Source organism: Mesorhizobium sp. LSJC280B00, assembly GCF_000502835.1.
Taxonomy (GTDB): Bacteria; Pseudomonadota; Alphaproteobacteria; order Rhizobiales; family Rhizobiaceae; genus Mesorhizobium.
The window spans coordinates 51,332-70,694 of the sequence record NZ_AYVL01000026.1 but is presented as its reverse complement, the minus strand read 5'-3'; the positions used below and the strand labels follow the sequence as shown (position 1 = coordinate 70,694).

Genomic DNA, 19,363 nt, shown 5'->3' with positions numbered 1-19,363 from the left:
CGCCTGCGCTTCGTCCAGCCGGTTGAGTTTGACCAGCGCCATGATCACCACCCGGTGCGAGGAGCCGTAATTCGGCATCTCGCGCAGCGCTCGTTCTCCCCAAACCAGCGCTTCCTCGTAGCGTTCGAGCATCAGGTAGCTCATCCCGATGCCGGAGAGCGCGATGCCCTTCTCGGGGTCGACCGGACTCAGCCGCATTGCCCTGTGGAAGTGCTCGATCGCGACGAGGGGGTGGCCGGAATGGGCGTTCACCCAGCCGCTGCCCGTATGGCCCTGCGCCGAATTGGGGTTAAGGAGCAGGGACCGTTCGATCGTGTCCAGCGCCGTCTCGTAATCCTTGGCGCTGTAGGCGATCACCTGCGCGGCGAAACGCAAGCTTGTCGGGTCGTCTCGCGCGTCCGCCAGCACCTCGCGAGCCATGCGCACGGCGACGCGGATATCGTCGGGCTCGTGCCAGCACTGACTCACCGACAGGCTGCGGATATAGGCACCGAGTGCCTTCGCCAGGGTGAAGCCTGGGTCGATGCTGAGCGCCTCGTTGGTGAGCCGGCGCACGTCGGCGAAGCCTTCGCGCGTCATGCTGTAGAAGCGCGGCAGCGCACGAAGGTAGAGGTCGTAGGCACCGATGTAGTCGGTCGGCTTCATGCGCGCCTGCTTGATCTCCTGCAGCCGGATGCTCGGTTCGACAGCGCCGACGACGCTCTCGGTCACCTTGTCCTGCAGGTCGAAGATATCGCTCACGTCGCCCTCGAAGCGGTCGGCCCAGACATGGTGTCCGCTGATCGCGTCCACCAACTGCCCACTGATGCGCACCCGCGATCCTGCTCTGCGGATGCTGCCTTCGAGCACGTAGCGGACGCCCAGCTCGCGCCCGACCTGGCGAAGGTCTACCGCCCGGCCCTTGTAGGTGAAGGACGAGTTGCGGGCGATCACGAAGAAGGAGTTCACCCGGCTCAATCCCGTGATGATGTCCTCCACCAGCCCGTCGGCGAAGTATTCCTGGTCGGGATCGCCGCTCATGTTGGTAAAAGGCAGAACCGCGATCGAGGGTTTCGCGGGCAGCGGAGGCGATGCAGCCACCGAGGCACCGGCGTCGGTCTCGACGCGGTAGGCGCGCACAGGCCGCTCGATGTTCTTGAGGCGCAGGTCGCCGAGCGGCGTGAAGCCGCAGTCGAGCTTGCCCTGCAGGTGGTCGTAGGCGGTGCCTGAGACGACCACGGTGCCGGGGTCGGCGATGCTGTCGAGGCGGGCGGCGATGTTGACCCCGTCGCCGTAGAGGTCGCCGTCCTCCTCGCAGACCACGTCGCCGAGATTGATGCCGATGCGGAAGCGAATCCGCTCTTCCTCGGGCATCTCCGCCTCGTGTTCTGCCAGGGCCTGCTGGACCGCCATCGCCGAGGCCACCGCGTTGACGACGCTCGCGAACTCACACAGCATGCCGTCGCCGGTGAGCTTGACGATCCGACCCCGGTGCTCAGAGACCAGCGGTTCGAGGAGGTCCTTGCGGTAGATCTTCAGCCGCTCGAGCGTGCCGCGCTCGTCGCGCTCCGTCAGGCGCGAATAGCCGACCACGTCGCAAACCATGATCGCTGCGAGGTGACGCTGCGTGGTCATTGCACCGCTCAGCCAAGCGCCTGCACGCGGGCCGCCCCGCGTCCATGTCCTGCCAACTTCCAGAAGCCCCATGTGCATGGTATCCGTCTCTCCCAGTCGCCGCCCATCGCCGATACAGAACGGAAAACGCAGCTCGACCTTGCCTTCACGAGATTTCGCTATCCCGCTTGCGAGGCGTGGAGCGTTCCAGTCGCCGCGCTAACAGCCAACCGGCGACACGCCCACGCAGCCTCTGGGGACGCTGACACGCCACTCCCAGAAGGCCGGAGATATTTGCTGCCCTTGGTAACCGGTTGACGCCACCGTCGCGGTGCTTTTGTCACCGCGATGTAACAGCGAGATGGCCCTACGAACGCGCGCATCGGGCATCACACCAGACGTTCGCGCTTAGAGGTGCTGAGGTCGGAAAGTGGCGCGTTCTTCCGCTTGGCGAACGCGTAACAATGACCCTCGTTGCTGCCGTTTAGTCGCAAAATCCCAAAGCCCGGATCGGGTGACGCGCATCTACTGTTCCGAGACACCGGCCGCGCGGTGCGAGGCCATGTCTGCGGCCATCCGCTCGACATCACTACGGAACTGCGTTCTAAACCAGGATGTGATGGTGAACGTTGGCCGCGCCGCGACAAGCTGCGCCGCCCGTCCGACGAGCTTCTTCGACGCGCCCCGCCTGCTCCTGGATCATCATGATGTATTGGCATGGCGCGACCCCAACTACGGCAATGTCGCATATTGCTATTCAGGAATCACTCGATTGCAAGGCCGTCGAGCGGATGGAGAAAGTCAGCGACGAACAATACCGCCGCTGAACCTTACGGGGCCGCAGCGTCTCGCACTTGGCTGCCAACTCACCCCAGCCAATACCTCGGCCCCGGCCCCTTGCGTCCTGCCATATCGGNACTCGGTAAGCCCCGACCTCAGGCGCTGCAACTCGGCGATGCGCTGGTCGATGCGCTTGGTCCACTGGCCCGATAACCGCGACCAATCCCGACGCGACGGCACGCGATCGGCTGGCAACTTGGCCAGCTCGCCGCCGATCTCCTCGAGCGTCAGCCCAATTCGCTGCGCGAAGACGATGAAGGCGATCCGGCGCAGCACGGATCGCGGGTAGCGTCTGTGTCCCGAGCCGGCCCGCTCGGACGCGATCAGCCCGCGCTCCTCGTAGAAGCGCAGGGCCGATGATGCGACGCCGCTGCGCCGCGCCACGTCGGTGATGGTCAGCATGGAATCCATGCATGAACGAAAGCACAATTCCCGCTTGACTTCAAGTTAACTTGAACTTGTACCAAGAGGCATACGGATTAAAGGAGCACTGGCAATGCAGACGAATGTCGAACTTCAGGGACTTCGCGTGGCGGTCACGGGCGGCACGTCCGGCCTCGGACTGGCGCTTGTGCGGCAGCTTGCCGCGATGAATGCGTGCGTCGCCTTCGTCGCCCGCACCGCCGCGAATGTCGAACGCATCGCCGACGAGACGGGCGCGCACGGTATTGTCGGCGACGTCGGCAAGAAGGAGGACATCTACCCGATCGCGTTGCAGGTCACTGCCAGCCTCGGCGGGCTCGATGTCCTGATCAACAATGCGTCGAGCCTCGGCCCTGTCCCTCTGGCGCTCCTTGCCGATACCGAGTGCGAGGAGCTGGAAATGGCGCTCGCGGTCAATCTCGTCGGCGCGTTCCGGCTGACGAAAGCCCTGTTCGGTGCGCTTGCCGCGTCCGCACGCGAGGGCCGCGGCGCGCTGGTCATCAACATTTCCAGCGACGCCGCGGTGAACGCCTATCCCGGCTGGGGAGCATACGGCGCGAGCAAGGCCGCTCTTGCCCATGTGACGGCGATTTGGGACGAGGAGGCGAAAGCAGACGGCATCCGGCTCCTCGCGCCTGACCCCGGCGATATGGACACCCCACTGCACGCGCTCGCGATCCCTGATGCTGATCCGGCGACCTTGAAGCGCCCCGAGCAGGCAGCTGCCGAGATCATCGAAAAGATGCTCGACGCGTTGCCGGTCCGCTCTACGCTTCTCGCCGGAGCACATGGATGATTGCCGCCGATCGTCCCGATCGGCGCTCCGCCAGGCTGTTCGTCGTCGAGGCGGACGGCACGATGCGCGACCTGCCGCGAGTTGGACTCGCGACGCTGTTCAACCCCGGCGATCTGGTCGTCGCCAATGACGCCGCGACCTTGCCTGCCAGCTTGCACGGCACGCATGTCCCAAGCGGTGAGGCGATCGAGATCCGCCTGGCGGGCTGGCTGTCACTTCCCGATCCAACCCGTTTCGTGGCGATTGCCTTCGGCTCGGGCGATCACCGCACGCGCACGGAAGACCGGCTGCCTCCGCCTCCGCTGTCACCAGGCGATCGCCTCCGGCTCGGCTCGCTTGACGCCGTCGTCGAGCGCCTTCTCGACCATCCACGCCTTCTCGAGTTGCACTTCCCAGGCAACCGCGCAGCGGTGCTTGCAGGACTGGCGCACTACGGCCGGCCGATCCAATACGCGCATGTTCCCGAGCCGTTGGCACTGTGGGATGTTTGGACGAAGATTGCCGCCGGGCCGGTCGCGTTCGAGGCGCCGTCGGCAGGCTTCGCGCTCGACTGGCGCACGCTCCAAGCCTGGCGTCGGCACGACGTTGGCTTTGCAACCCTCACGCATGCTGCGGGCGTCTCTTCTACCGGCGATCCCGCGCTCGACTCGCGCCTTCCCTTCGACGAGCCATACCGCATCCCTGGGCGCACCGCGGCGCAGGTCGCGCGGGCGAAGCTGCGCGGCAGCCGCATCATTGCGATCGGCACGAGCGTAGTGCGCGCACTTGAGGCAGCCGCCAATCCCGGCGGCAATGTGCGTGCCGGAAATGGCATTGCGACAGGGCGCATCGCGCGGGGCACGCGGCTTCGCGTGGTCGATGCGATTCTCACAGGCGTCCACCAGCCAGGCGAAAGCCATTTCGAGCTCCTGCGCGCCTTTGCCGACGATGCTCTGCTCGCCAAGGCCTCCGCAGCCTTCATCGCGTATCGATACCGCGCGCATGAATTCGGCGATTCCATGCTGCTCAATCGCCAACCGCCGCTTCTATCGCGCGAACAAAATCGGGGCGAGGGGCTCGAGACGAAGGCTTTACTCGAGGCGTGGCTATGATGTCGGCAGGTTCGGTGGTATTCCGGNCCGCGCGCATGAATTCGGCGATTCCATGCTGCTTAATCGCCAACCGCCGCTTCTATCGCGCGAACAAAATCGGGGCGAGGGGCTCGAGACGAAGGCTTTACTCGAGGCGTGGCTATGATGTCGGCAGGTTCGGTGGTATTCCGGCCGCACCGCGAACGTCAGCTTCGGAGAAGCGCCGGAAAGGTCGGCAATTGGCGCGATCGAGGCGATGCGGACTTCGCCTACTCAGCAGTTGCCAGCTCGGGTCAAACGGCTTGGTTGGGTGGCAGTCGGTCATCCGCGTCGGCCTTCGGAAGGAGCAGATCGCCGCCGTGCCACGCCACGTCCCGCAGGTGAACTATTCCCAGATTCACGACCCGTCGTATGCTATCCTTGGCCGATTGGTCTGCTTGAGGAGAATTCTTGGAGAGAAGGCTCGCAGCCATCCTGGCGGCTGACGTGGTTGGATACTCGGCGCTCATGGAGAGTGACGAGGCAGGGACCTTTGAGCGTCTCAGAGCGATACGCACGGAACTGTTTGAGCCCAAAATAGCGGAACGACACGGACGCATATTCAAGCTCATGGGCGACGGACTGCTCGCCGAGTTCTCCAGCGTGGTGGATGCGGTCGAGTGCGCGGTGGCGCTGCAGAGTAGCTTGGTCGAGCGCAACGCGGATTCCGTCGCGAACGATCGCATTGAGGTGAGAATAGGCATCAATCTCGGCGAAGTAATTGTCGAGGGCGAGGATCGCTACGGCGACGGCGTCAACATCGCAGCGCGCCTGCAGCAACTAGCGGAGCCTGGCGGCATCTACATCTCCGGTAAAGTTGCTCGCGAAGTCGAAAGGAAGCTTCCCTTTGGCTTCGAATCGATGGGCGAGCAGCATGTCAAGAACATCGCTGAACCGCTCCCGGTCTATCGCGTTCTTCGCCAGCGGTTCGTCGCCGACATGCAACAGCTCAGATCGCCTTCGTTGCCCAACAAGCCGTCCATCGCCGTGCTGCCGTTCACCAACATGAGCGGTGATCCCGAGCAGGAGTATTTCACGGACGGGCTGGTGGAGGACCTCATCACGGGCCTGTCGAAGATACCCGGTCTGTTCGTCATCGCGCGGAACTCCACTTTCGCCTACAAGGGCAGAACGCTCGATATCCGGCAGGTCGCAAGAGAGCTTGGCGTCCGCTACGTGATGGAAGGGAGCGTGCGGCGGGCTGCCGACAGACTGCGCATAACCGCACAGCTTATCGAGGGCAAAGATGCAACCCATGTTTGGGCAGACAAGTTCGAGGGCGCGGCGGAAGACGTGTTCGACCTGCAGGACCGATTGACCGAGAGTATTGTCGGGACGCTTGAACCCACCCTGCGGCGCGCTGAGATCGACCGAGCGCGCCGCAAGCGGCCGGACAGCCTTGACGCATATGATCTCTTCCTGCGCGCCTTGCCACATGCCTACGCCAACACGCCGGCCGATACCAACGAAGCCCTGCGCCTGCTGAACGAGGTCTTGAGTCTCGACCCGAACTACGCTTCCGCACATGGCTATGCGGCCTGGGGATACGAACAGCGCTTCCTGCGCGGAGGCTTCCATCCCGAAGACAGGGCTGCCGCGCTGAAGCACGCCAACATCGCAATGGCGATCGGCGCCGACGATCCCCAGGCGCTGTCGATGGGGGCGTTCGTTCACGCCACGATTACCCATGACTACGCACGGGCCATCAGCGCTCTCGATCGAGCTTTGAAGCTAAACCGCAACTTAGCTCTGGCATACGGCTTCAGCGCGATGGTGCACATGTACAGCGAAACCTATGAACGTGCGTGCGATCACGCGTTCAAGGCACTTCGCCTCAGTCCTTTCGATCCCCTGAACTATCATTCGTACCTGGCGCTGGCCTGGGTCCACCTCTTCACTGGCCGGTATGATGACGCGGTGAACTATTCGACGCTGGCGATCCAAGTAGCGCCCGGCTTCAGCGTCCTCTATGCCAGCCTCGTCGCAGCCTATGTCAATCTCGACCGCCTGGATGCCGCACGCGCAGCCGCCTCGCGGCTGTTGGAGGTCGCGCCGGGCTGGACAAACAGCGCATTCGTGCGGATGAGCGTCGTCCGACCAGAACTCATGGAAATGCTGGCGTCGGCCCTGCGAAAGGCGGGATTGCCGGAATGACCGGGCGAGGCAAGCGCAGGCAGGAAGGGCTGTCGAGAACCATGAAGCCGGCGGCTGGCGCGCCGTCGGTGCACCGGCTAGGCGTATCGTTGCGGCGTCTGCAGAAGGGTGCCGAGCGCGGCGAAACGATAATGGCCCGCCTGTGGGACGAGCCTCTGAATCGTGCAGCCGGGCTGCTCATCGTGCCGGATGCGGCGAAGCGGACCATAACCGACATTGCATTCCGCTGCGGCAGGAGAGCCGGAGCGTCGCGCGATCCATAGTCTCAAGAGGCGTGATCTGTGGTATCAAAGGCCGGTAAGGGCACGCCGGAGGCGCCGATCCTACCCGCCTCTGACCTGCGGCTTGCGTGTCGCGAATCCTAACTGAGGCCCAACATGGAGCGGAAGCTCGCTGCCATCCTTGCCATCGATGTTGTCGGGTACTCGGCGCTCATGGAGGCGGATGAAGCGGGCACCTTCGACCGGCTAAAACGTGGCCGCAAAGAGCTGTTCGAGCCGGAAATCGCAACACGACACGGGCGAATCTTCAAGCTTATGGGAGACGGCCTGCTGGCGGAGTTCGGCAGCGTGGTGGATGCGGTCGAATGCGCGGTCACGCTTCAACGCGGCATGGCGGAGCGTAACGCGAGCGTCGCCGAAGACCAGCGCTTCGAAGTCAGGATCGGAATCAACCTTGGAGAAGTGATCGTCGAAGGGGACGATCGCTATGGCGAGGGCGTGAACGTGGCCTCGCGCCTCCAACAACTCGCCGAGCCCAGTGGCATCTGCGTTTCAGAGAAGGTGTCCAAGGAAGTCAGGCAGAAGCTGGCGTTTGCGTTCGAGCCTATGGGCGAGCAGCGGGTGAAGAATATAGCCGAGCCGATATACTGCTATCGCGTAAACCTGCAGCTTCCGAGAGCCGCTCCGGTCGGCCGACTGGCATCGCTGGAATTGCCCGATAAGCCCTCGATCGCGGTTTTGCCTTTCACTAACATGAGCAACGATCCGGAGCAGGAAACCTTTGTCGACGGCTTGACCGAAGACCTGATCACCGACCTATCTCGCTGCGCCGGCCTCTTCGTTATCGCGCGCAACTCGACCTTTGCTTACAAGGGGCGGTCGGTCGATGTGCGTTTGGCCGCGCGTGATCTTGGGGTGCGCTATGTGGTTGAAGGCAGCGCCCGGCGCGCCGTGGGGCGCGTGCGCGTTAATGCGCAGCTGATCGACGCAATCGGCGGCGATCATATCTGGGCCGAGCGCTATGACAGCAGCCTCGAGGACATCTTTGCAGTGCAGGATGAGGTCACGGCCAAGATCGTCGAAGCCCTAGTCGGCCGATTGGCCGGACGGCCGGCGCGCAAACGGCCGACGAGTCTCGAAGCCTATGACCTCTGCGTGCAAGCCCGCGGCGTCAGTTTTCAGACCGGGTTAGGCGCGCGGGAAGCGCGCATGCTCCTGGAAAAGGCGATTGGTCTCGATCCCGACTATGCCGAAGCACATAGCTGGCTGGCCCTCAATCTTTGGCTCGGCTGGCTGTTCTGGGATGAGCCGAAGGAAGCCAACCAGCCTCGCTCGCTCGCGGAAGCGCAGCGGGCAGTGGCGCTCGACCCTAACGATGCCGGGAACCGCTGGGTGCTGGGCATCATACTTGGTCACGAACGGCGTTTCGCGGAATCGGATGCTGAGTTCGAGGCGACTTTCAAGCTCGATCCCAATCATGCCGATGCCTGGGCGATGCGCTCGGATCTCATCACCTTGAGGGGCGACGCGGTCAAAGGCGTCGAATTCGTGAAGCGGGCATTGCGGCTCAATCCGCGCCCACCGGGGTGGTATTATTGGATGGCGGGCCAAGCCTACTATGCGCTCGGCGACTATCAATCCGCGGTCGAGGCTTTACGCAAGCCGGAAACCTACCGCACCACGTCGCGGCGCATGCTAGCGGCAGCCCTCGCGCAGCTCGGGCGCCAGGATGAAGCCCATCAGGAGGCGGAATTCTTCATGATGAGCAATCCCCATTTCAGCATCAGGCACTGGGCAACATCGCAGCCATTCGACGACGAGGAATTGCTCCAGCGCTTCGTCGAAGGCTACCACAAGGCTGGCCTTCCCGACTAAAGGGCGTATCGCTTTGGATCGCCTACTTGCTCTCGTCAGACATAGGCTCCGTTTTGGTTGTGAGGGCGATGGCCGTGGGTTCCGATCAATGTCCGTTAAGGGCGGGTTGTGCCCCATTGTGAAGGTGCACTTCATCGGCACCGACAACCAACAACTTTCAAACCGAATCCTTTGTAGCGCTTCCAGGTGAGACGCTAGAATTCGCGGGCTCACGTCGAGCGCTGCGGCTGCGGAGGGCGGCGTGGAGAAGAACCATGCCCAGCTGGAACAGAGGCCACATTGTCGGTCAGAAGCCTCCTCTCAAGCCGTGCGAGGTCTGGAGCATTAGAACACGACTGCAGGTGTCAGGCGCGGCACGTGATCTGGCACTGGTCAATTTTGCCATAGACAGCAAACTTCGATGCTGTGACCTCGTCACGATCACGGTCGGCGACGTGGCACTATCCGGCACGTTTCGCGACCGGGCGGTAATCGTCCAGCGCAAGACCGGACGACCAGTACAATTCGAGATCACGGAGCAGACTCGAGCTGCCATCAGCGCCCAGCGTCGGGCTCGATCCCAAGCGATACCGAACTCATTCGATGAGGCGTACCAAAGCCGCGCAGATCTACACGAAGACGGGAAACATTCGCGCGGTGCAACTGCTCCTGGGCCATACGAGAGCACGGTCCGCTATCTCGGCATCGAAGTAGACGACGCTTTGGCGATCTCTGAACAGATCGACCTGTGAAATGAACCTGCGACAACGGACAGAGCGACGCGGGCTGGAAGCGTCGCTTTGTGACCCGGTGGGGACTTTCGGCGGCTAGTCGGTCGATGGCGGCTTTGGGACCCATAGCGGAATTTGCGGCATTGTTGAAATGTTCCGCTCCGGTTGCAAGCGCGCCTTCTCGCCGACTCAACCTCATCGATGTAGCCCGCTTTAGCTTGTATTGCACTGCGCGTTTCAAGAACCGCGCATCACGAAGCGGATACTTTGATCTCCGGATACGTTGCCGCCTACCCGTTGACCGCTTAGGCTAGTGCAGACCTGATCGGCTTACTATTCTTCGCTTCGGGATGGTAAAGTATGGCGTGCATCGGTGCGTCAAGGGTTCTGCATTCAAGGGGGCAAGGCGTTGGGGCGCAAGCAGGCGGATGCGACAATGCGGGACCTGCAGTTCGCCAGGAACCTCGACTGGAACCTGCTCAAATTCTTCCATGAGATCGCCAGCGCCCGCAGCGTCACCAGGGCGGCCCAGGAACTCAACCGCAAGCAGCCGGCGCTCAGCCTCGCCTTGCGGCGGCTGGAGGAGCGTCTCGGCGTGACGCTCTGCCATCGCGGCCCGACCGGTTTCGAGCTGACCGAGGAGGGGCGCATCCTGGCCGAGCGCTGCCGGGATTTTACCGGCGCCATCCGCGAAATCCCGGCCAGGCTGTCGGACGTCAAGGCCGAGATCCGCGGCCATCTCAGGGTGATGCTGGTCAGCAACCTCGTTGCGCCGGCGCTCGACGACGCCATCGCCGCCTTTCATGCCAAATATCCCGCCGTCGAACTCATCGTCGAGGTGGCCGCGTGGACCGAGGTGGTCAACTCGCTGATCCAGCACAAGATCGATGTCGGCATCTCGCCATCGCGGGTCAAACGGGCGGAGCTTGCGTATCTGCATCTGTTCACCGAGATCCACCGGCCCTATTGCGGACGCCCGCATCCCCTGTTCGGCAAGACCATGATCGAACCGGCGGATCTGGCCGTGGAGGCTTTCGTACTCACCGGCGCCGACGAGGGCGATGAACTGACCCAGTTCCGGCTGGAGCACGGGCTCGGCCGCAACATCGCCGGCATTTCCGACCATCTGGAGGAGGCCAAGCGACTTGCCGTCCTTGGCGTCGGGCTGTGCTTCCTGCCCGAGGGCTATGCGCAGCCCGATGTCGATGCCGGCCGGCTGTGGCCGCTTCTGTCGGGAAGCAACGTGCCGCGCACCAACATGTTCGTGGTGACCGACCCACAGAGCCCCGGCCACACGGCGCGCGAACTGTTTATTGCCGAGATCGTCGAGCAATTGCGGCCAAGGTGAGCAGACGGGCAAAGTAAATTCAACCAACGAGCCAAGGGGTAGGATGCATTGATTTCGTCAATGCGGCGCGTTCGATCTTTGGGCGTTGAAGGCGGATGGGGTGGCTTTCTATTGTGAGGCTTGGCGACATTGCATCGGTCTCGTTGATGCTGCCGTAAAGGCAAGGCGCGAGCAGCGTGTCGACCAAGGGAACACCTCGCAAAGGGGAATCTGAGATGACCGTGCAAACTCCGACATCGCCGCGGCAGACGCTGCCGAACGAAACGCAGCCGGCCATCGCCGACGGCGTCGAAACCATCCTGTCCGTCACCGAGGCGGACATCGCCGACTACACCGAATCCGTCGTGCCGCAGGCCAAGCGGCGCTCGAATTTCCGCATGCTGGCGCAATTCCTGTCGATGCAGGCGGTGTTCGGCACCGTGCTCGTCGGCTACGGCGCGCGCTTCCAGGGGCTTACGCTTTCCGAACTGACAGTGGCGATGCTGATCGCCGCCGCCGTCATGAGCCTCTATTGCATCGGCTCGGCCAATGCCGGCGCCGCCACCGGCCAGACCCACTCGGTCATGGCGCGCAGCATCTTCGGCACCATCGGCAGCGGCCTGGTCTCGCTGCTTCTCATCGTCAACGGCATGGCCTTCTACTTGTTCACGGTGAAGTTTATCATCGACATCGCCGGCGGACTGGTTACCTTGCCGGCGATCGGCTCGATCACCGCGCTGCTGGCGGTCGTCATGATCGTCAACACCTATTTCGGCTTCGAGGGCGTGCAGCGCTTCGCCCAGTTCGTCGCCGTCCCGGTGATCCTGGTGTGGGGCGTCTTCGCCACCATCCTGGCCTTCACCACCGTGTCCAGCGACGTGCTGGCGGCGGTGCCGCATGTTGATAGTAAAACCGGGATGATCATGGTCATCGGCAGCATGGTGGGCCTGTCGACCTGGGGCAACGAGCCGGACTTCTTCCGCTATGCCAAGACCGGGCGCGCTGCGTGGTGGAACATTCCGACCATCGTCATTTCCTACCTGGTCGGCGCGCTGCTGTTCCCGATCATGGGCTACATGATCGCCTCGTTGTCCAACCAGCCGGATTTCGGCCCGAGCATCAGCTACTTCGTCAACTTCACCATGTTCGGCAGCGCGCTGCTCGGTATCGTCGTCATCGTCATCAACCAATGGGCGGTGCAGGACGGCAATCTCTACATCGCGGTCAACGGGGCGCAGAACGTGCTGTCCGGCATTCGCGGCTGGAAGCGCCAGTACACGGTCGTCGGCCTCGGCCTAATCGCTGCCGTGCTGACCTTTTACCTGCCGAACCTGCAGGATACGTTCAATCTGGTAACCAGCATCGGCTCGACCACCGTGCCGGTCGCCAGTACCATCATGGCAATCGACCTGTTCTTGCTGCCCTGGCTGTTCGGCATCAAGCGTCCGATGTACCGGGTGGCCAACTGGAGCGAACTCGGAATTGCCAACTGGCCGGGCGTCGTTGCGCTCGCCGCCGGAACGCTGGTCGGCGTCTACACGGCCGGCCTGATCCCGATGCTCAACAGCGACTATATCGGCTTCCCGGCCCTGCAGGCCTGGCTGACCGGTGCGGTCGTCTACCTGATCGGCGTGACGCTGGTGCACAAGAGCGCCAATGTGAAGGCGCTGCTCGGCTTCTCCAGCATCTGAGGGTCAGTCACGAAAACTCCGGGTGTCGTCAGCGGCTCCCGGGCCTCACTCTAGGCACTCCGCTTCGTTCAATGCTTCTGTCGCGGCATCGATGCCGCATGCCCTGGAGGAACCGCTATGACATCCTTCGATCTGCTCATCAGGGCGCCGCGCGCCATAATGCCGGAAGGCGAGCGGGCCGTGTCGATCGGTGTTACCAGCGGCAGGATTGTCTGGATCGGCGCGTTCGATGCACCAGGGAGCGCTCGGGAAGCCGTCACGCTCGACAGCGACAGCGTCCTGCTCCCTGGCCTGGTCGACAGCCACGTCCATATCTGCGAACCCGGCAACACCGATTGGGAAGGGTTCTTGACCGCGACCCGTGCGGCGGCGGCCGGCGGCATTACCACGCTGGTCGACATGCCGCTGGACAGCGTGCCCACGACGGTAACGCTGGAGGCGCTCGCCGCCAAGCGCGTGGCGGCCGACGGCCAGTGCCATGTCGATGTCGGCTTCTGGGGGGGCGCCATTCCGTCGAACCTCGCCGACCTGCCGAAGCTGCACGCCGCTGGGGTGCTCGGCTTCAAATCGTTCCTCTGCGACACGGGCACTGACGATTTCCCCGGGATCTCGCCCGAGCACATGCAAAGCGTGATGCGGGTGGTGAGCGGGCTCGGCACGATCTTCATCGTCCATGCAGAGAGCGCCGAGGCGTCGGCAAACATGCATGCTGTCAGCACCCGGCATTATCGGGATTATCTGGCGTCGCGGCCCAAGGGAATCGAGAACCTGTCTATCGCACAAGTGGTCGAGGCGGCGCGCGCCACCGGCGCCCGAGCGCATATCCTGCATCTGTCGAGCGCCGACGCGCTGCCGATGATCGCCTCTGCCATCGCGGACGGCGTGCGGCTCAGCGTGGAGACCTGCCCGCACTATCTCGCTTTGTCAGCAGAGGATATCGGCGACGGCGAAACCGCTGCCAAGGTCGGTCCACCGATCCGCGAGGACAGCAATCGCGAACGGCTGTGGGCCGGTATCGCCGACGGCACGCTCGACATGATCGTCTCCGACCATTCGCCCTGCACGCCCGACATGAAGGCATTGGACACAGGCGATTTCGGCGCCGCCTGGGGCGGCATCTCTTCGCTGCAGCTCGGCCTGCCGGTGGTGTGGAGCGAGGCGCGGCGGCGCGGGTATTGGCTCGCGGACGTGGTGCGCTGGATGGCCGAGCGCCCGGCGGCACTGGCCGGCTTGCTGCACAAGGGCAGGCTCGCCGTCGGCGGCGATGCCGACTTCGCGGTCTTCGCGCCCGATGAGGAGTTCATCGTCGATCCGGCTCGGCTGCATCACCGCCATCCGGTGACGCCATATGCCGGCAAATCGCTGAGCGGCGTCGTCAGGGAGACCCTCCTGCGCGGTCGCCGCATCGAACCGTTCGGCCGCCCGCGCGGCGAATTGATCGCCCGGGACGGAGTCCGCGTCATCGAGCAGACCCATGAATTGAAAAGGAGTGCCTGAGATGAAGATCCTGCTCGTCAACGTCAACACCAGCCAGTCGATGTCGGATGTCATCGACGAGGCCGCCAAGCGCGCCGGATCGGCCGGCACCGAGATCGTCACGCTGACGCCGTTCTTCGGCGCCGAAGCGGTGGACTGCAATTTCGAGAGCTACATTTCCGCTGTGGCTGTCATAGACCGGGTGCTCGCCTATGACGAACCCTTCGACGCGGTGGTCATGGCAGGCTTCGGCGAGCACGGCCGCGACGGGCTCCAGGAACTGATCGAGCAGCCGGTGATCGAGATCTGCGAGGCTTCTGCCCATATGGCGATGATGATCGGCCGCAGCTATTCCGTCGTCACCACGCTGCAGCGCTCGGTGCCGCCGATCGAGGACCGGCTGCGGCTGTCCGGCCTGTCGGATCGTTGCGCCTCGGTGCGCGCCAACGGTATGAGCACGCTCGAGGTCGACCAGGATCCCGCCGGCGCCATGCGCTCGATCGTCGAGGAGGCGCGCAAGGCGGTCGAACAGGACCATGCCGAGGTGATCTGCCTCGGCTGCGCCGGCATGGCCGGTCTGGAGGATGCCATCACTTCAGAGCTCGGCGTGCCCGTCATCGACGGCGTCGCCGCCGCCGTGCGGTTCGCCGAGGCGGTTGTCGGCCTGGGGCTGAAGACCAGCAAGATCTCGACATACGCCAGGCCCGACGCCAAGCGCATCATCGGCTGGCCGCTGTCGGAGGCGCTGGGGCTCAGGCCGCATCTGACTGGCCCGGCGCTGCGCGTGGGAGGCCATCGATGAACATGATCGGCAAGACCAACGCAACCGAGGCGGCGGATGCTTATGCGATGCCCGGGCTGCAGGAGACTTTCGCCGCCGAGGTGGACCTGGCGTCGCGCTGGCTGGGTGGCAGCGTGATGGCGGCCAGCGACGAATCCTTTGGCGAGAAGGAAAGCCTGCTGACGCCGACGCCTACGGCCTTCGTGCCCGGCAATTACGGGCCGCGCGGCGAGATCGTCGACGGCTGGGAAACCAAGCGCCGGCGCGAGCCGGGACACGACTGGGCGCTGATCCGGCTAGGTGCTGCCGGCATCATCACCGCTGTCGATGTCGACACCAGCTTCTTCACCGGCAATTTCCCGACCACGTGCCGGATCGAGGCGTGCGGCGTCGAAGGTTATCCGAGCCCGAAGGCACTGCAATCGACCGACACCGATTGGATCGAGATCGTGCCGCGCTCGCCGCTCAAGGGCGACACGCACAATCGCTTTGAGGTTTCCGACCGGCGCCGCTTCACCCATATCCGGCTTTCCGCATTTCCTGATGGCGGCATCGCACGTCTGCGCGTTTTCGGTCATGTCGTGCCGGATCCGCGCCTGTTCGACGGGCTGACCATCGACCTTGCCAGCCAAGATCATGGCGGCCAGGTGGTGACCAGCAGCGACGGTTTCTATACCTCCGCCGCGATGCTCAACCGCCCCGACAAGGCGCGCAACATGGGCGACGGGTGGGAGACACGGCGGCGCCGTGACGACGGCAACGACCATGCCATCATCCGGCTGGCGCTGCCGGGCACAATCCGGCAGGTCGAGATCGACACGGCGCATTTCAAATATAACGCCTCGGCCGAGATCGCGCTTTACGGCGCGACCGGCGACAGCTTGCCCCAGGCAGGCTCGGATGCGTGGGTGCCCCTGCTGTCGCGCCGGCCACTGCAGCCGGACACGCGGCATGTCTTCACGTTGCCGGCCGGCGCGTCGCCAATCTCTTTTGTGCGGCTCGATGCCTTTCCCGATGGCGGCATTTCTCGCTTCAGGCTCTGGGGTCGCGTCGATCGAGCGGCCCGTCGCGGGGTGGGTTATCGCTGGTTCAACGCGCTGCCGGCCGGCCAGGCCAGGCGCGTGCTGCTTGAGCAAGGTGTTTCGGCCGATGTGGCTGAGAAGGTGGCGGCGATGCGGCCACTGACCTCACAAGCCATCGGTTCGTTCAGCGACGCAGCGATGCTGAAGGCAATGCTGGACGGAACGGCAGATGCGGCCTGAAGGGGCCTCAATCCTGCAGCCATTGGGGAACAAAACATGTGGACTGGCAAGCAAATGCTGACGGCGCTGCGGCGGCTTCTTTTCGCGGCGATGGAGTTTCGCTTCGGATTATCTAAAGCCCATGGTCGGCACTAGAGAGTTAATTTGACGGAATATGCTGGCAGTTTGTCGTCCAACAAGTAAGAACGTCAGCTTTTCGCTCTCACAATGGCCTTTGGCTCTAATGCCGATCAAGGACCGGAGCTGGCGCAACCTTCCTGTTCGAGAACCGGAGGAATTGACCCGAAGGCGACCTTCATTTCCTAGAAGCGCGTATGACTGCTCTTAGCCGGAAAGCCGGCATTTGATGGACGCTGTGCTTGGAGGGCGGGTAATGAAGCGTCATAGCATCGTCGGCATGATAGGCGCCGTCGGCTTGCTTCTCGCCGCTGTGTTTGATTGCCTGTTGCCTTCCACTGATGAAAGAGTCGACTAGGACCTTTTTTGCTGTGACGGCACCGAATTGGTGATTAGATAAGTTGTCATGTCCGACCCACGCATCGACAGGGGCGATGACGGGCGCAATTCCAAGGATGTGGAACTGGTCCGCCGCGCGTTGGCGCGCGACGCGGACGCATTACGAACCATCATGCAGATGCACAACCAGCGCCTCTACCGTATCGCGCGTGGATTGGCCGACGACGACAGCGAAGCCGAGGACATCGTTCAGGAAGCCTATGTCAACGCCTTCGCCCACTTTGCCGAGTTTCGAGGAGAATCGGCATTGTCGACATGGCTCTGCAGGATCGTCGTCAACGAGGCATTAGGACGCTTGCGAAGGAGTCGGCGCGCGGCAGCTTTTGCAAAATCCGCGGCACGGGCCAATGCCGAAGTCATACAGTTTGCTCTCGACAAGCATTCCGGGGACGCAGAGCGAACGGTGGCGCAACGACAAATCCTGAGCTTGGTCGAACAGGCAACCGATAGGCTGCCCCCCGCCTACCGCGTTGTTCTTATTGCCCGAGCAATCGAAGGACTCTCTAATGACGAGACAGCGGAACTGCTCGGCGTGCGTCCCGAGACAGTGCGGACGCGGCTCCATCGCGCTCGCCGTCTCCTTCGCCAAGAGCTAGACGAGCAGATTGGCCCCGTGCTGCTCAATGCCTTCCCCTTCAAGGGCCGACGCTGCGAGCGACTAATCGACACCGTTATAGATCGCCTTCGTTTTCCAGCCTGACTGCGTGACGGAGGTCTTTCTGCGCCTCTCTCTCCCATGCCGGCAGAAGGTCCATGCTCTATCGATCGATCGGTCTTCGCGCCGGACGCGGGAACGTTTTGACGGTTCGGTCATCCAATATTGTCAGCCAGATTCGGTAGCCACGCAATCGGGACGTCGCCGAACGGGTAGACCAACTGGAAAACAATGTTCGGGAGGACAAGGCAGTGTCAGCACGGTTCAATCGTATTGGTGTCTCCTTGGTCATTCTGGTCTCCGCGGCTTTGATTCCGGCCGCTGCCCAGACGGGCGCAAAAGGATCGGTCAGTGGAAAGGATTTTGACGCCGCCGCGGCCGAGCAGGCCAAACGATATCTCAAGGAAGGTCGCGAGACTTTCCGTTTCGATACCTTTGGTAGCGAGGAGTTTTGGGGCGGCAAGCTCAAGCTCCATGAGGCGATCGCCGGGGAGAAACTGGGCGGGGTCGGACCTGGCCTCAGTCCGGAAATGGCTCTCGAACTTGGCCTCAAGGTCGATGTCAATGCAATTCCGAAGGATGTGGCTGCAGCTCTCGACAAAGGTGAGGTCGACCTTACCGATCCTGCAAGCACGCTTCTCCTGCTCAAAGCCAATGCCGTTGTCGGGGTCACCGGGTTCTTCGCCGAGGACGGAAAGACGCTGACTTCGGTCGGCATACAATGTGCCGTGTGCCATTCGACCGTTGACGACGCATATGCGCCAGGGATCGGGCATAGGCTGGACGGCTGGCCGAACCGCGACCTCAATATAGGCGCTGTCGTTGCATTGGCGCCTGACCTCACGGCGTTCACCGAAATGCTGCAGATATCCGAAGCGGAGGTGAAGAAGGCGGTGCAAGCATGGGGCCCTGGCAAATTCGATGCTGAACTGAACCTCGACGGCAAGGCATTCCGGCCGGACGGCAAGACGGCCGCCACGCTCAATCCACCCGCCTTCGGATTGGCCGGCGTGAACAATCATACATGGACCGGAGCCTGGGGCACGGTGAGCTACTGGAACGCCTATGTCGGCAATCTCGAAATGCACGGCAAAGGCGTTTTCTACGATCTGCGCCTGGACGATACAGAGAAGTATCCGGTCGCAGCGAGAACGAAACAGGGCCACAAGCAGGACGAGGAAGACCGGATCACGGCGAAGCTGCCGGCGCTTCACTTCTATCAGCTTTCGCTGCCGACCCCGAAGCCGCCCGAGGGCGCCTTCGACAGTGCGGCGGCGGAGAAAGGCGAGGCACTTTTCAACGACAAGGCCAAATGCGGCACTTGCCACGTGCCGCCACTATTCACCGAGCCGGGATGGAACCTGCATACGGCCGATGAGATCGGGATCGACGATTTCCAGGCGATGCGATCCCCGGACGAGCGTTACAGGACGGCATCGTTGCGTGCACTTTGGAACACGGAAAAAATCCACAAGGGCGGTTTCTACCACGACGGGCGGTTCGCCACCCTCAATGACGTCATCAAGCATTATGACGACCATCTGGGCCTTGATCTGACCGATCAGGAAAAGAGTGATCTGATCGAGTACCTCAAGTCGATTTGACCCAGCACTTGACGGCGTCGGCGTTCCTCGGATGTCGATTGGGAGGAAAGGTTATGAACGGTGATCGTAGTGAGGCAAATCGCTGGTCGGCACACAGCGTGCCAAGCCAGACGCTGTCTCGTCGAAAGTTTCTGAAGGTAGCGATGACCGGCGTCGCCATGCCGGTGGAGGCGGGCTTGCTTCCTGCATGACGGGCCAGCCTGCGGCGCGTGGCGCCGGAATAACGCCAAAGCCTCTGGCACTCTATCAGGATGTTCCAGACAAAGGTCGCCGCTGCGCAGGGTGCGCCCATTTCCTGGAGCCGAATGCATGCGAGATCGTTGCGGGCGA

General features: G+C 62.9%; 14 protein-coding genes and 2 pseudogenes. 14 read left to right on the top strand and 2 right to left on the bottom strand.

The genetic code is table 11. From position 1 onward, the window contains the following. Positions 1-1,614: adenylate/guanylate cyclase domain-containing protein (locus X773_RS67005; protein WP_023679410.1), on the bottom strand; the 1,614-nt coding region annotated here is incomplete at its 3' end. Positions 1,615-2,303: 689 nt separating this feature from the next. Between X773_RS67005 and X773_RS78435 the strand changes: the two are divergent. Further along, positions 2,304-2,420, top strand: a pseudogene (locus tag X773_RS78435) (cupin domain-containing protein); the annotation flags it as partial. Here the strand turns inward: X773_RS78435 and soxR are convergent. Beyond that, positions 2,395-2,835, bottom strand: a complete 441-nt coding sequence (soxR, locus tag X773_RS0139165; RefSeq protein WP_245274801.1) for a redox-sensitive transcriptional activator SoxR — start codon at positions 2,833-2,835, stop codon at positions 2,395-2,397. The pseudogene X773_RS78435 and the gene soxR overlap by 26 nt on opposite strands. Before the next feature lie 94 nt (positions 2,836-2,929). Here soxR and X773_RS67000 point away from each other — a divergent pair, with 94 nt between their 5' ends. The 13 genes and pseudogenes from X773_RS67000 to X773_RS66945 all read left to right on the top strand — a co-directional run bounded on the left by X773_RS67000 (position 2,930) and on the right by X773_RS66945 (position 19,033). Beyond that, positions 2,930-3,652, top strand: a complete 723-nt coding sequence (locus X773_RS67000; RefSeq protein ID WP_023679409.1) for an SDR family oxidoreductase — start codon at positions 2,930-2,932, stop codon at positions 3,650-3,652. Then, on the top strand, positions 3,649-4,743 hold the full coding sequence (locus X773_RS66995; protein ID WP_023679408.1) for an S-adenosylmethionine:tRNA ribosyltransferase-isomerase: 1,095 nt from the start codon (positions 3,649-3,651) through the stop codon (positions 4,741-4,743). The genes X773_RS67000 and X773_RS66995 overlap by 4 nt, the downstream gene beginning before the upstream one ends. 429 nt (positions 4,744-5,172) lie before the next feature. Further along, positions 5,173-6,915: an adenylate/guanylate cyclase domain-containing protein gene (locus X773_RS0139160; RefSeq protein WP_031212539.1), complete on the top strand. Its 1,743-nt coding sequence runs from the start codon at positions 5,173-5,175 to the stop codon at positions 6,913-6,915. Then, positions 6,912-7,178 (top strand): hypothetical protein, encoded by a 267-nt coding sequence (locus X773_RS66990; RefSeq protein WP_023679406.1) that lies wholly within the window; start codon positions 6,912-6,914, stop codon positions 7,176-7,178. The genes X773_RS0139160 and X773_RS66990 overlap by 4 nt, the downstream gene beginning before the upstream one ends. A gap of 114 nt (positions 7,179-7,292) precedes the next feature. Then, on the top strand, positions 7,293-9,011 hold the full coding sequence (locus X773_RS66985; RefSeq protein WP_023679405.1) for an adenylate/guanylate cyclase domain-containing protein: 1,719 nt from the start codon (positions 7,293-7,295) through the stop codon (positions 9,009-9,011). A 254-nt stretch (positions 9,012-9,265) separates the two neighbouring features. Beyond that, positions 9,266-9,742, top strand: a pseudogene (locus X773_RS66980) (integrase). A 415-nt stretch (positions 9,743-10,157) separates the two neighbouring features. Continuing rightward, on the top strand, positions 10,158-11,069 hold the full coding sequence (locus X773_RS66975; RefSeq protein ID WP_031212538.1) for a LysR family transcriptional regulator: 912 nt from the start codon (positions 10,158-10,160) through the stop codon (positions 11,067-11,069). A gap of 215 nt (positions 11,070-11,284) precedes the next feature. After that, positions 11,285-12,739, top strand: a complete 1,455-nt coding sequence (locus tag X773_RS66970) for a cytosine permease (RefSeq protein WP_023679403.1) — start codon at positions 11,285-11,287, stop codon at positions 12,737-12,739. 117 nt (positions 12,740-12,856) lie between these two features. Further along, on the top strand, positions 12,857-14,236 hold the full coding sequence (gene allB / locus X773_RS66965) for an allantoinase AllB (RefSeq protein ID WP_023679402.1): 1,380 nt from the start codon (positions 12,857-12,859) through the stop codon (positions 14,234-14,236). Between the two features lies 1 nt (position 14,237). Then, a complete protein-coding gene (locus X773_RS66960) occupies positions 14,238-15,017 on the top strand; it encodes an aspartate/glutamate racemase family protein (protein ID WP_023679401.1) in 780 nt (259 codons plus the stop codon). Continuing rightward, positions 15,014-16,258 carry an allantoicase gene (gene alc / locus X773_RS66955; RefSeq protein WP_023679400.1) on the top strand — a complete coding sequence of 415 codons (1,245 nt, stop codon included), beginning with the start codon at positions 15,014-15,016 and terminating at the stop codon, positions 16,256-16,258. The genes X773_RS66960 and alc overlap by 4 nt, the downstream gene beginning before the upstream one ends. Positions 16,259-16,781: 523 nt before the next feature. Next, positions 16,782-17,474, top strand: a complete 693-nt coding sequence (locus X773_RS66950) for an RNA polymerase sigma factor (RefSeq protein WP_023679398.1) — start codon at positions 16,782-16,784, stop codon at positions 17,472-17,474. Between the two features lie 206 nt (positions 17,475-17,680). Next, positions 17,681-19,033 carry a hypothetical protein gene (locus X773_RS66945; RefSeq protein ID WP_051406223.1) on the top strand — a complete coding sequence of 451 codons (1,353 nt, stop codon included), beginning with the start codon at positions 17,681-17,683 and terminating at the stop codon, positions 19,031-19,033. The last annotated feature ends 330 nt before the right edge of the window (positions 19,034-19,363 follow it).